Origin of the sequence: Nocardia concava NBRC 100430, from assembly GCF_000308815.1 — a bacterium.
In the GTDB taxonomy this organism is placed as follows: domain Bacteria; phylum Actinomycetota; class Actinomycetes; order Mycobacteriales; family Mycobacteriaceae; genus Nocardia; species Nocardia concava.
Genome location: NZ_BAFX01000196.1, coordinates 1 through 14,211 on the forward strand (window position 1 = coordinate 1; position 14,211 = coordinate 14,211).

Genomic DNA, 14,211 nt, shown 5'->3' on the forward strand with positions numbered 1-14,211 from the left:
AAATCCAGCAGCAGGTGACTCCCGAGGAACCCGGTGGCCCCGGTCAAGAGAACGCACCGCGGCGCGACCCGCTCCGGCGGCCCCACCAGCGGAAGCCGATCGGCACCGGCGAGGTCGGCGAACAGTTGGGCGAGATCATCGGACTCCGCCAGGGCTTCGGGGTGGTCAGCGAGCCAGATGTGCGCCAGCCTGCGTGGCCGCGCGTCGAAGAACACCGTATCGAGATCGGGATCGATGCCCAGCTCACGACTCAGCGCCGCAAGCAATTCCACCGCTGCTACGGAGGTGCCGCCCGCGTCGAAGAAGTCGGTGTCGACATCCATCGGTGTCAGGGCGAACCGATTCGCGACCGCGGTGATCGCCGCGGTCAACGTATCGACGTCCCACTGCCGTGTGTCCGTACCCGGTGCGGGGGTAGCCCCGGCAGCGGGCGCGGACCCGGTGCGTGCGAGCAGCGCGGTGATATCCATTGCGGCGCTGCCACGTTCGAGGCTCTCGCCGCGCGCACGGCGGTCCAGGCCCGAGTTCCGTACGGAGATGCGCTCGTCCGAATCTGTCACCGTTCCTCCCCGACCTGCTCGGCCCGCGATTCCCAGGATCGGAACTCCCGCAACCGGTCCGGGGACACCGACACATCCAGCCGTTGCCCCTCGGTGGTTCCGCCCGGCAGGCGTGCGGCCAGTCGCCGGGCGGGTTCGTTACGGGGAGTGTGCTCGACCGCCATACGCACCGTTGTGCAGCCGAGGGTGTCGGCGCGCTCGGCTACCCGCTCGAGCAGGCGTTCCTCGACGCCACGGCCGAGGGCTCGGCAGCTGAGTTGCCAGCCATCGACCCACAGGTCGTCCTCGTCCTTGCGCAGGGCCAGAATCGAGATCAGTCCGTAGTCGCCGAACCGGTCGCGTGCGGTCGCGGTCCACACCTCGCCTTCCGAGCGCCACCGGTCGAGATCCTCGACGGTCACGGTGCCGAGCGTGAACTGGTTGGTTCGGCGGACGAGTTGACGGGCGCGCTCGAGGGAGGCGTCGGTCAGCGGCTCGATATCGACCTCCAGTTCCAATCGCTCCAGGAACTCCGCGAATTCCGTTGCGGCACGGATGGTGTCACGTTCGTTCTCCTGACGATAGAAGTCGGCGCGCAGCCGATCCTCCGCGGTCGTGGCGATCGGCGTCATCGGCCACAGTCGCGTCAGGAACGACTCCAGTTCCTCGGCGGGCGGGCACGTCACCGACAGCACCTCGGGCAGCTGCGCGCGCATGCGCGCCACCTCGACCGGGTTGTCGTCGAGGAAGCAGAAGCTGTCGAGTCCCAGCCGCAGCGTCCGCGCGATCTCCTCCAGCCGCTCGGGCTTACCGCCCCAGCCCGCGGAGACGGCCGCGAAATCATCACGGCGCAAGGGGCTTTCGGGGCGTTCCAGGATGGCCTCGACAATATCGGCGTCATTGTTGGTCACCAGCACCAGCAGTGTCCCCGCCGCGCGCCACTGGGCCAGCCGCCGCGCCAGCGCCAGCCGCGGCGCATCGAAAACCACTGTGTCGGGGCCGCTCTCGCCCGCCGTACCGCTCCACAGGGTGTCGTCCCCATCCACGGCGATCACCTTCGGCGCGGGTTCGCGCACGGCATCGACGGTCGCGACGAGGGTGAGCGCCACGGCCGCCTGGAACTCGGGCGAGAAGGGCACGTGCGCCAGCACTTCGGTGCGTTCGTCGAACGGGTTGTCCACCGGATGGTTCCGCGTCCACTCCCCCGGCTCCAGCACCGCCACGCCCGCGACGTCCCGCAGCCGTTCGGCGACCAGCCGCTCCCAGGCGAGCAATCGTTCCTCGGTCCGCATCGACGGGAGTATGCCGACGACAACCGGCTTGCGCGTGCGTTCGGCCAATTCGCGCACGGCGGCCGGGTACTCGGCGGCGAGTTCGGTGAGCAGATCGTCGGAGATCGTGCCGAACCGTTCGAGATCGGTCGCCCGCAGCAATACGATGCCGAGCGCGGTCGAAGGCTGCGCGAAGACGCCCGCGGGGTCACGCAGACCCGCCAGCACCTGGTGATAGGGCGCCTCCGTGACACTGATCGCGGCACCGGAGGCATCCGGAGCCTGCGCGGACGCCGCCGCCACCAGCTCGGGCAGCCTGCCCAGCGCGAAGGTCGCCCCGAGCGCCACACGAGTACCGGAAACCGCCAGCCGCGCCGCAGATTCAGGCCGGGCAGGCGCACCCGGATCGGTGATCGCCGCCTCGACCATCGCCAGATATTGCGCACCGAACTCGGCGCAAGCGTCCGCGTCGATGATGTCGCTGTTGTAGGTGAACCACACCTGCCCGGTATCCGGCAGCACCGCCACCATCAGGTCGAGATCGGAGTAGCCGGTGCTGACCGGCACCAACTCGGTCGCGGCGACCGCGGAGTTGGCACGCAGATAGTTGAAGTACACCTCCACGAGCGGTGCGTTGTCGCGATGCAGGCCCTCCGCGGCCAATGCGGTGAGCACCTCCGCGAAGCCCGCGCCGGGCACGAGCAGGGTCCGCAACCGCTCACCGGTACGCCGCAGCACGTCGACGACCGGTTCATCGGCCGCCACCGCCGCCGGGAACGGCACGGGCACACCGAAGTACCCGACGGCATCGGTGGCGTCGGCATGCATGCGGGTGTCCACCGGCACCGCCAGCGCGAACCGATCGACCTGCTGCCGCCGGGCCAGCAGCACGGTCAGCGCGCCGAGGAAGATCGCCGCGGGCGTGAGCCCGAGCTCGCGTGCGCGGTCCGCGACCCGGTCGTGCAGCCCGCCGGGCAGTTCGAGCGCGATCGCGCCCGCACCGTAACTGCGCTGCGCCGGGCGCGGATTCGCGAGCGTCAGCTCGAGCCGGCGCGCACCGGCGAAGGCTTCGCGCCACTGGCCGGTCGCGGCATCGCCGCGGTCGCGCCCGCTGGGCTGGGCGGCGAGCAGCTGATGCATATCGCGGTTGGTCACCGAGTCACCGAGCGGCGCACCGGTCAACTCCGCGGCGAGCTCACCGGCCACCAGCAGCATCGACTGCACGTCGCTCATGCTGTGATGCGCGCCGAAAAGCAGTACCGGATCGGCGGATTCGGCGTCGAGCAGTTCGAAGCGCCAGAGCGGCCCGGTCTCCAGGTCGAACGGCCGGGCCATCAGTTCCCGGAAGCATTCCCGCACGACGACGTCATCGAGACGATCGAGTTGCCGCCAGGACGCGAGTTCGCGCGGTTCCCTGTGGATTTCGAGCTGTCGCCCGTGCTCGCCGGGGCGAATGGTGGTGCGCAGCGCGGCATGTCGGCGGGCCAGTCTCGTCAACGCCTCCGACAGCTGAGAATGGGTGATGCGCGCGGGCAGTCGCACGGCGACGCCGCCGGTCTGCGCGGCGCTGGGAATGCCGAGCTGCTCGGTGCGCAGCAGTCGCATCATGTCCCGCGTCACCGGCAGCACCTCGACCTCGGGCACCGAGGTGGATTCTTCCTCGCCAGCGCGAGAATCACCCTGCTGCAATACTTCTGCGACGAGATGGTTGGCGAGATCGGTGAGGTTCTGCTCGGCCAGGATGACGCCGAGGGAGACCGAGATCCCGGTGTGCTCGCGCACCTTGTTGCGCAGCTCGATCGCCATCAGGGAGTCCAGGCCCAGACTCTGGAAGGTCTCCTGCGCCGACACCGTCTCGGATCCGGAATGGCCGAGCACCTGCCCGGTCCACTCGGCGATCGCGGACACCGCGAGCGCGGTGGCCTCCGGGCGCGGCAGTGACCGAAGTTGTTCGGCGAAGCGCGAATCCGCGGCCACATCCGCGCTCGAGTGGTCGGCGACGGCTCGGCGCGCCGCCCTGCGGACCAGCCCGCGCAGCAGCGGCGGGACGGAGGGAGAGCGCCGCAGCACCTCGGTGTCGAGCAGCAGCGGCACCAGCAGTGGATCGCCGACCCGCAGCGCGGCATCGAAGCACGCCATGCCCTGCGGCACCGAGAACACACGCACACCCGCGCGCTCGATCCGCCGAATGTCGGCCTGCGCGTAATGGTCGTGCATATCGACCTCCCACGCACCCCACGCCAGCGACTGCGCGGGCAGCCCGAGCGCCCGGCGGCGCAGCGCCAGCACATCGAGGTACGCATTGGCGGCCGCGTAGTTCGCCTGCCCGGGGGTGCCGAAAAGCCCGCCCGCCGCGGAGAACAGCACGAACATCGACAGATCCCGATCCACCGTCAGCTCGTGCAGGTGTTGTGCCGCATCGACTTTCGGGCGCAGCACCCGGTCGAGACGCTCGGGTGTCAGTGAGGCGAGCACACCGTCATCGAGTACGCACGCCGCGTGGACCACACCGGCCAACGGCAGCCCGTCGAGCAACTCCGCCAGCGCCGGGCGATCGGTGAGGTCGCAAGCGGCGAATCGCACTCGCGCCCCGCGGGTTTCCAGATCGTCCCGCAGCTCACGCCCGCCCGGGCCGTCAATGCCACGGCGGCTCACCAGCACGAGATCTCGAACGCCGTACGCGTCCACCAGATGACGTGCCAGGGCCGATCCGAGCCGACCCGGCGCTCCGGTGACGAGTACGGCCCCGTCTGTGGGCACCACCCGGCCCTCCACCGCACGCCCCGCCGACTCCGGCAGTCGGGCCAACCGCGGCCGGAACACCGCGCCCTCTCGCACCGCGAGTTGAGCCTCGCCGGTAGCGAGGAGTGCGGCGAGATCCGGCTCCCCATCGGCCGTGTCGATCAGGACGATGCGGCCGGGCTGTTCCGACTGGGCCGAGCGCACCAGCCCCCAGGCGACCGCGCCCGCCGGATCCGGCACCGCATCATCGGTGACGGCCACGGCGCCGCGGGTCCGGACGACCACGGTCGTCCGTTCGAATCGGCTGTCGCCGAGGATCGTTTGCAGCGAGGCCAGGACGTATTGTGCGGTCTTGTGCACCTGCTCGGGTGATTCACCCTCGGGCACGGACAGCACGATCGCGTCGGCGTCCCCGGCCGCGGCGGAGTTCCACTCGCAGACCGTGAGTGCCCGCTCCGGCGTCGGCGGTGCGAGCTCCGTCCACTCCATACGGAACAGGCGGCGCTGCGCGGAGGCGACCGACGCGGCATCCCACTGTGCGGCGGGGACCGGGCGCAGCAGCACCGAGCCCGAAACCACGGGGCGTCCGCTGCGGTCGGTGGCGGACATGGTGATGGCGTTCGCGCCGGATCGGGTCAGCCGTACGCGCAAAGCCGTTGCGCCCGAGGCCCACAGCGCGACATCGGTCCACACGAACGGCAGCAGGGGATGCGCGCCGTCCTCGGCGAACAGGACGGTGGCGTGCAGGGCGGCGTCGAGCAGGGCCGGATGGATGCCGAACCGCGCGGCGTCGGCATGCGCGGCTTCGACGAGTTCGACCTCGGCGAAGATCTCGTCGTCCCGCCGCCAAGCCGACCGCAGCGCGCGGAACTGCGGGCCGTACTCGTGACCGCGCGCGAACAGCTCGCCGTAAAGGGCCTCGACATCGACCCGCTCCGCGGCCGCAGGAGGCCAAACCGATGAATTCACCTGCGGTGGAGCAATTTCGGATTCGTCGACCAGGCTGCCATCGGCATGCAGCGTCCACCCGGCGTCGGGGTCGTTCTCGTCCCGGGCGTAGATGCGCACGGTCCGGTGCTCTTCGCTGCCGCCGACGACGGTCTGAATCCGCACCGCGCCACGCTCGGGAACCAGCAGCGGGGCGCGCAGCACCAGTTCACGCACGACCGGGCTGTCCACCTCGTCACCGGCCCGGATCGCCATCTCGACCAGGGCCGCGCCGGGCAGCAGCACCGCGTTCGGTCCCGCGTGATCGGCGACCCAGGGCTGCAGCCGACGCGAGAGCCGCCCGGTCAGGATGACGCCGTTCGAATCCGGTTGCGGCACAACGGCACCCAGTACCGGGTGAGAAACCTCTTCGAGCCCGAGCGCCGCGGTATCGCGGTTACTGCGCTCGGTCCAGAATCGCCGCTCGTCGAAGGCGTACGTGGGCAGATCGACCCGGCCGTATTCGGGAACCGAACCGGTCCAGTCGAGGTCGTGGCCCGCGACGTAGAGGGCGGCCTGCGCCCTGGCCAGGCTGGTCGGCCCATCCTGGTCACGCACCAGGGAACCCACCGCCACCACCTCGCGGTCGAGACCCTCCGACACCGACTGCACCGCCGCCGTCAGCGCGGGATCCACGCCCAGTTCGACGAAATACCGGAAGCCGTCGGCGATCATGCGCTCGATGGTGGGCATGAACAGCACGGTTTGACGCGCGTTCCGATACCAGTACTCGGGTTCGATCGGCTCGCCCGGCACGAGCTCACCCGTGACCGTCGAATACCACTGTGTGGCAGGCGCATTCGCGGGGATGTCGCCCAGTTCGGCCAAAAGCGGTTCGCGGATGGCCTCGATCAGCCGACTGTGCCCGCCGAAGCCGGTGCCCGAGGCGCGCAGCCTGGTGTGGATGCCCTCCCGGCCGAGCTCGGCCAGCAGCTCCTCCACCGCGGCTTGTTCACCGCTCACCATCGTCGACCGTCGGACGTTGACGGCCGAGACCGTGACCCGGCCGCCGAACTCAGCCAGCCGAGCCCGGGTCTCCGCCTCGGGCAGGCCGACCAGCGCCATCGCACTCGGTTCGGGAACAGCGTGCATGAGGCGGCTGCGCGCGACGACAATCCGTGCGGCGTCACCCAATTCGAGCACCCCGGCACAGTAGGCGGCGGCGACCTCGCCCTGCGAGTGGCCGACCACCGCGTCCGGGGTCACGCCAGCCGCGCGCCACACCGCCGCGAGCCCCGCCATGGCCGCGAACAACAGCGGCTGCACGATGGGTGATTCCCACAGTTCGTCGACGGTCAGTTCGTTCAGCCTGTCCACCAGGGACCAGCCGAGCAGTGCGCCGAATGCCTTGTCGCACTGCTCGAATTCGGCGCGGAACTCCTCGGAGCTGGTGAGCATGTCGCGCGCCATCCCGGCCCATTGCGCACCCTGTCCGGGGAAGACGAACGCCGTCTTCGCATTGGTGAGCACCGCGCCCGCGCCGACGATGACGTTCGTCGACGGCTCGCTGTCCACCAGCGCACGGAGCCCGCCGAGCATCTCGTCCCGATCGGACGCCACCACGACGGCACGGCGCTCGAACTTCGTGCGCTGCACTACCAGCGCGCGTGCCACCGGTCCCGGCGTCAGTCCCGGCTCGGCGGCCACCAGATCGAGCAGCCGCTCGGCCTGACCCCGCAACGAGGCCTGACTTCGCGCCGAAATCGGCAGCAGTACAACCCCACTCCGGTCACCGCCCGAGGTCTCGGGCGCTGCCACGGGTTCGGGCGGTGCTTCCTCGAGGATCAGGTGCGCGTTGGTACCGCTGAGCCCGAAGGCGCTCACCCCGGCCCGGCGCGGCCGATCTCCACGCCGCCACGGCAGCGTCTCGGCCGCGACGGCCACCCCGCTGCGCACCCAATCGACATGCGCCGAAGGCACACTCGCGTTCAGGGTGGCGGGGATGCGCTCGTGCTGCAGTGCGAGAACTAGTTTGATGACACTGCCCACACCCGCCGCAGCCTGCGTATGTCCCACATTGGATTTCAGCGATCCGATGCCGAGCGGACGGGCCGGATCACGACCGGGCCCGAACACCCGCGCCAGCGCCCGCGCCTCGATCGGATCCCCGAGCGCGGTACCGGTGCCATGCGCCTCGACATAGTCGATATCGTGCGGCGCCAGACCCGAGACCCGCAGCGCCGAACGCAACACCTGTTCCTGCGCAGCGCCATTCGGCGCGCTGAGCCCCTGGCTGCGGCCGTCCTGATTGACGGCGGAACCGCGAATGACCGCGAGTACCCGATCCCCGTCCCGGCGCGCGTCGCCGAGCCGTTTCAGCAGCACCAGCCCGGCACCCTCGGCCCATACCGTGCCGTCCGCATCGGCGGAGAACGGCGCACACCTGCCGGACGGTGACAGCACACCCAGCTTGCACAACTCGATGTGCGCGATCGGCGACATCAGCAACGTGGCGCCACCGGCCAGGGCGAGATCGCATTCGCCCGCCCGCAGGGCCTGCATCGCCGAATGCATCGCGACGATCGACGAGGAGCAGGCGGTGTCCATGGTGACCGCAGGACCGTGCAACCCCAGCGTGTAGGAGATCCGGCCGGAGGCGACACTCGGCGAAATGCCAGTTCCGACTTGACCATTGAGTTGTTCGGGCGCGGGATCGGCCAGATAGCCGGTGCTGTACACGCCGAGGTATACGCCGGTCGAACTGCCGTGCAGGGTGCGCGGATCGCGGCCGGATCGCTCGATCGCCTCCCATGCCAGCTGCAACATGATCCGCTGCTGCGGATCCATGACCGCGGCCTCGCGCGGACCGATGCCGAAGAAGGCGGCGTCGAAGCGGTCGATGCCATCGACATAGCCGCCGCGGAAGGTGTACGCCTTGCCGGTCGCGGTGGTGTCGGGGTCGTACAGGCCCTCGATATCCCAGCGGCCCGCGGGCAACTCGCCCAGTGCGTCACCATTGCCGTCGAGCAGCCGCCACAGCGCCTCGGGTGAATCCGCGCCGCCGGGGAATCGGCAGGCCATCGACAGAATCGCGATCGCGTCATCGTCCGCGTCGTCCTCGCGGGCATCCGCACCCTCGTCTGTCCCGGCAGCCGCGGCCTCGATCCCCGGCTCGATCGGTGCGGCGGGCGCGAGCGCCGCGGCCACGCCGTCGATCGTGGGATGGTCGAAGAACATATTGGTGTCGACGAAGCTCCCGACGAAGTCCGACAGCTCGATCACGAGCTCCACCAGATCGTGTGAGCCCAAACCGAATTCGACCAGCGGCCGATGCACATCGATGCGCTCGGGATCCAGCGCCGCCTGCTTGGCGACCTCCAGCACCAGCCAGGATCGGATCGCCTCCGCGGACGGCCCCGCCTCGGCGGCCTCGACCTCCACGCTCGGCGCTTCCGGTTCGTAGTCGTACAGCTCGTCCTCGGGCGAGCGCAGCGGACCGGCTGTCAGCGTGAGCAATTCACCGGACAGATAGGCCGCCCGGCACGCCGACCGCTGGATCTTCCCGCTACTGGTCTTGAAGATCGTCCCCGGCTGGATCAACAGCACCGTCTCGAGCGTGAGCCCGAACTCCGCCGAAACCGCCCCGCGCACAGCGTCTTCGATCGCGGCCAGTTCGCCGGGATCCTCGGTCCGGACCTCGGCCACCACGACCGGCCGCTCCCCCGCCGCGAGCTCGACGGAGAACGCCGCGACGCAACCCGGCCGAATCCCTTGGTGCACGGTCTCGACAGACGCTTCGATGTCCTGTGGATAGTGATTGCGCCCGTCGACGATCAGCAGATCCTTGCTCCTGCCCGTGACGAACAGCTCTCCACCGGAACGAATTCCGAGATCACCCGTACGGAGGTAGCGCCGATCGTCACCGGGCAGCGTCGCCCCGAACACCTCCTCGGTGGCATGCGCATCGCGAAAGTACCCGGCGGACACACTCTTTCCGCTGACCCAGATCTCCCCTTCGACCCCGTCCGCGCGCTCGGTGCCGTGTTCGGGGTCGACGATCGCGATCGACATCCCCTCGACCGGCCGCCCGACACCGACCCACTCCCGGCGACTCTCGGTCCCCGTGATCTCGCGAACTGTCGGTGCTTCGGTCGTGGACGAAGCGGTCACGATCAACGTGGCCTCGGCCAGCCCGTACACGGGCTGATGGGATTTCGCGCGGAACCCGACCCCGGCGAACGCCTCGCTGAACCGCCGCATGGTCGCGGCCCGCACCGGCTCCGAGCCGTTGAACGCCACTCGCCACCGGGTCAGATCCACCCCTTCGAGCTGCTCGGGCGTGATCTTGCGCGCGCACAGTTCGTAGGCGAAGTTCGGGCCGCCGCTGGTATGGGCGCGATACGTGGAGATCGCCTTCAGCCAGCGCTCGGGCCGCTGCAGGAAATGCAGCGGCGACATCAGCACCGAATTCGCGCCCATGTAAATGGTGTGCAGCAGCGGCGCGATGAGTCCCATGTCGTGGTACATGGGCAGCCAGCTGGCGAACAGCGCACCGTCCCACGAGTCGGCGATCGCGCGGTCGTGCCCGAGCCCGTCGGCCAGCGCGGCCTGATTGTGCAGCAGATTCTCGTGGGTGAGCAGAACGCCGCGCGGCGCGCTCGTAGACCCCGAGGTGTACTGGATGAACGCGACCGACGACGGCCCGAGATCCGGCTCCCGCCAACGCATTGCCTCATCGTCGGCGATCAGATCGGTGGCCAGCCACGGCACCGCCGCCAGTTCGGGAATCTCGCCGTGCAGCCCAGTCGCGTCCGCGACGACCTTCTGCGGCGCCAGCACCACATCGACCTCGGCATGGGTCACCATGCGCCGCAGCCTGCGCAGGGAACGGTTGTCCCACTCGGGAAGTGGCGCGGGCACCGCGACCACACCGGCCGCCAGACACCCCAGGAACGCCTCGGCGAATTCCCGGCCCGCCGGATAGAGCAGCAGCGCCCGCGGTGCCGAATCGCGCCGGGGCAGCGACTCCTGCAGTGCGGCGGCGATCGCCCGCACCCGCAATCCGAGCTCGGCATACGAGACTTCGCGGACAACGCCGTCGACGTCACCACTGTCCAGGAACCGGTACACCAACTCGGCGGGCCGAGCTTCGACCTGAGCGAACAGTGTTTCGACGAAAGTGTTGACCACGAACTACTTCCTCTGACGGAAAAACCGAGCCACGACAGAGCTATCTTTGCACCGCCGCCGGACCTGGGCGAGATCAAAGATCTCCCGCCGGGGCCCCGAAAAATAGGGGCGGACGAAATGCGACAATCATTGTGGCCAAGGGAATTTCGTGATTGCGCGGAGTCGATCCAGTGGCGAAGATGGCTGCGTGCTCCAGACCGCGATATCGCTGAACCAGCTGCCCCGGCTTCGTACCCGCCATATCGGCCGGCTCGGCGGACTCCTGCGGCCCGGCACGCATCAATCCCCACTGCTGAACCTGGGAAAACGGTTCGTGGTCTCGGCGCCCGGATTCCCCACCATGCTGGTCACCCACGACATGGATGATGTGCGAGAGGTATTCGCCAATCACGACGACTTCTCGATCGGGCAACTGCTGAGTCGCCTCTCCAGCCACGACCGCATGTTCGGCAAAGAGACCCTGATCTTCCTCGACGGCGAGGCGCACCGGCGCGAACGGCGATTGTTCTCACCGCCCTTCCAGAGCAAGGCTTTGCGCTCCTACGAGGACCTCATGGTGGAGGTGGTCGAGCGTGAACTCCCGAATTGGCCGGTGGGCGAACCGATCGAGTTCCTGCGCGTCGGCTACGACCTGGCGATCGGCGTGCTGCTCGGCGTCGTCTTCGGCGATGTGGCGCCCGGCCGCCGGGAGCGACTGCGGGACGCGGTGCGGCAGTGGTTCGGTGAAATCGAAAGCCGCGGCTTCCTCGCCGTCACCCTGCTCACCCCGCTCCTCGGCGGCTACACCCCGCCCTATTTCCCGCTGCAGCGCCGCGAGGCCGACGTCGATGCGGTGATCATCGAGGAGATCACCGCGCGCAGGGCCACCCCCGGCCACGCCGAGAACCGCCGGGACATGCTGTCCCGCTATATCGATACCGACCTCGATCAGCACGACGACGTCGCACTGGCCCGCAATATGCGCGGAGTCCTGTTGGGCGCGTACGAAACCACCGCGATCACCCTCGGCTGGATCGCCGCCATGCTCGCCGCGCACCCCGAAGCCATGGCCGAACTCGACGCCGCCGCCGACTCCGGCGACCGAGACCGCCTGGACGCCTACCTCGACGCCGTAGTAGCCGAAACCATGCGCCTGCGCCCGGTCTCCCCCTTCACCGGCCGCCGCGCCCTACGCGACACAGTCGTCAACGGCGTGGCAATCCCCAAGGGCGCCATGGTCATCGTCCCCGTCCTCCTCATCCACGAATCCGAACAGCACTACCCCGACCCCCTGACCTTCCGCCCCGAACGCTTCCTCACCGACCGCCCCAACGGCCACACCTGGCTCACCTTCGGCGCCGGCCCCCACCGCTGCCTCGGCGCCCAATTCGCCCTGGCCGAGGCCCGAATCCTCTTCCGAGTAATCCTCGAACACCGCCGCATCGAAACCACCCCCGGCCACCTCGAACCCCCACGCCGCTTCCACACCGGCCTCAGCCCCATGAACAACGCCCGCATCACCCTCCAGCCTCGCTGATTCCGTATCCAAGTCCGCTGGGGATTGCGCCGATTCAGAGAGTGAGTGTACGGTCACTCATACAACAGTGACTGACCAATCACTCATAGGCGAAGGGATCGAGACGATGTCGACTACCACCACTGCCATGGAAATCGTGTTGCCTGGGCAGGTTGAGGCCGCGGGGCTGCTTGTCATCCACCGGGAGATCGGGGCGCCGGGGCCGGGGCAGGCGCTGGTTCGGGTTGAGGCCAGCGGGGTTTCGTTCGCCGAGCAGCAGATGCGGCGGGGGAAGTACTACGACCAGCCTGCCTATCCGTTCGTACCGGGCTACGACCTGGTCGGGACAGTCGAGGCGGTCGGGGCGGGGGTCGAGGCGGGGTTGGTCGGGACTCGGGTGGCGGCGCTGACGAAGATCGGTGGGTGGAGTAGCCATGTGCTGTTGGAGGCCGCAGACTTGGTGCCGGTGCCCGCCGGGTTGGATCCCGCCGATGCGGAAACCTTTGTGGTGAACGGGATTACGGCGTGGCAGATGCTGCATCGGATCGCGAAGGTGCGGGCGGGGCAGACCGTGCTGGTACACGGGGCCAACGGGGGTGTCGGATCGACGCTGGTGCAGTTGGCGCAGCTGGCCGGGGCGCGGGTGATAGGGACGGCGTCGGCGCGCAATGCCGAGCAGGTGCGGGCGCTGGGCGCGGAGCCGGTGGACTACCGGGGCAACATCGTCGCGCAGGTGCGGGCGCTCGCTCCCGAGGGCGTGGACGCGGTGTTCGACCACGTCGGCGGGGCGGGCATTGTCGATTCGTTCGGGCTGCTCGCCGACGGCGGGACGCTGGTCTCCTACGGCACGGCCGCCACCAAGGACGATGCGGGCAACTCCAGGCTGCCGGTATTGAAGCTGATCGGCCGCCTGCTGCTGTGGAACGCGCTGCCCAACGGCCGCCACACCCACTTCTACAACATCTGGGCCGGTAAGCGCCGCCCCGCGAAGTTCCGCGCACAACTCGCCGCGGACCTCGGCGCGGTGCTCGCACTGGCCGCGCGGGGACAACTGACCGCACAGGTCGGCGCGCGGTTCCCGCTGTCGCAGGCCGCGCAGGCCCTGGCCACCGCCGAATCCCACTCCGTCACCGGCAAGGTCGTGCTCGTCGCCGACGCCCGCTGATCCGCCGCCACGTGCGGCCGCCGGGGTCCGAGCTCGGCGTGGCGATCGGGCGGTCAGTATGGTTCCGGCATGCGTGATTTCGGGGCGGGGTTCAGGTACCTGCTGCTGGGGCAGCGATGGGTGGCGCGGCATCCCCGGCAGTTCTGGTTCGGAGTACTGCCGGGGGTGATCACGCTGGTCCTGTACGGGGCGGCGGTGGTCTCGATGGTGGTGTGGGGCGGGGATCTGGTGGATTCGCTCACGGGGTTCGCGGATGCGTGGCCCAGCCCGTGGCTGGGATTGTTCCGGGGGTTGTTCACCGTGGGACTGATCGCACTGGTCGCGCTGGTAGCGGTGCTGACGTTCACGGCGGTGACGCTGTTGATCGGGCAGCCGTTCTACGACGCGATCTCCGAGCGGGTGGATCGTTCGGTATCCCCGGACGGAACCGCGCCGGAATCGGGACTGCCACTGTGGCGGGAGATATGGATCGGGATTCGCGACGGTGTCCGAATCCTGGTGCGCGCCTTGCTGTGGGCGCTGTTGCTGTTCGTGCTCGGCTTCATCCCGGTGGTGGGGCAGACCGTGGTGCCGGTGATCGCGGTGTTCGTGACCGGATTCTTCCTCACCCAGGAGTTGACCGGTGTCGCGTTGCAGCGGCGCGGGATACAGCTGCGGGAGCACCTGACATTGCTGCGGTCGCGCCGCCTGCTGGCCTGGGGATTCGGACTGCCCCTGGGACTGGCGTTCCTGATCCCGGTGGTCGCGGTGTTCCTGATGCCGGGCGCCATCGCCGGCGCCACCCTGCTGTCCCGCGACCTGCTGCACGAGCCGACCGTCGGCGGCGTCGCGACAACCTGACGGGACAAATGCCCCTACCTACGGAACCGTAACCTACGGCAC

The 14,211-nt window shown here is 69.1% G+C and carries 5 protein-coding genes; 3 read left to right on the top strand and 2 right to left on the bottom strand.

Annotation, left to right across the window (positions count from 1 at the left end; translation table 11 throughout):
• The coding region (locus ON43_RS38230; RefSeq protein ID WP_040815589.1) for a phosphopantetheine-binding protein at positions 1 to 560 on the bottom strand (560 nt) is incomplete at its 3' end.
• The gene (locus ON43_RS46970) at positions 557 to 10,669 is read right to left on the bottom strand and encodes a type I polyketide synthase (RefSeq protein ID WP_051179888.1); all 10,113 of its coding nucleotides are present in this window, start codon (positions 10,667 to 10,669) and stop codon (positions 557 to 559) included. The genes ON43_RS46970 and ON43_RS38230, both read right to left, overlap by 4 nt.
• Positions 10,670 to 10,856: 187 nt before the next feature.
• Between ON43_RS46970 and ON43_RS38240 the strand changes: the two genes are divergently transcribed.
• The 3 genes from ON43_RS38240 (at position 10,857) to ON43_RS38250 (ending at position 14,169) form a co-directional block, all read left to right on the top strand.
• Entirely contained in the window at positions 10,857 to 12,185 is a 1,329-nt protein-coding gene (locus ON43_RS38240; RefSeq protein ID WP_040815590.1) for a cytochrome P450, read from the top strand.
• A gap of 106 nt (positions 12,186 to 12,291) precedes the next feature.
• A complete protein-coding gene (locus ON43_RS38245) occupies positions 12,292 to 13,329 on the top strand; it encodes a medium chain dehydrogenase/reductase family protein (protein WP_040815591.1) in 1,038 nt (345 codons plus the stop codon).
• Positions 13,330 to 13,398: 69 nt separating this feature from the next.
• The gene (locus tag ON43_RS38250; protein ID WP_040815592.1) at positions 13,399 to 14,169 is read left to right on the top strand and encodes an EI24 domain-containing protein; all 771 of its coding nucleotides are present in this window, start codon (positions 13,399 to 13,401) and stop codon (positions 14,167 to 14,169) included.
• Positions 14,170 to 14,211: the final 42 nt, after the last annotated feature.

What these genes read in the sequence shown, in the direction of transcription:
- ON43_RS38245 (WP_040815591.1), top strand. Translation starts at nt 12,292, where the DNA reads ATGTCGACTACCACCACTGCCATGGAAATCGTGTTGCCTGGGCAGGTT.
- ON43_RS38250 (WP_040815592.1), top strand. Translation starts at nt 13,399, where the DNA reads ATGCGTGATTTCGGGGCGGGGTTCAGGTACCTGCTGCTGGGGCAGCGA.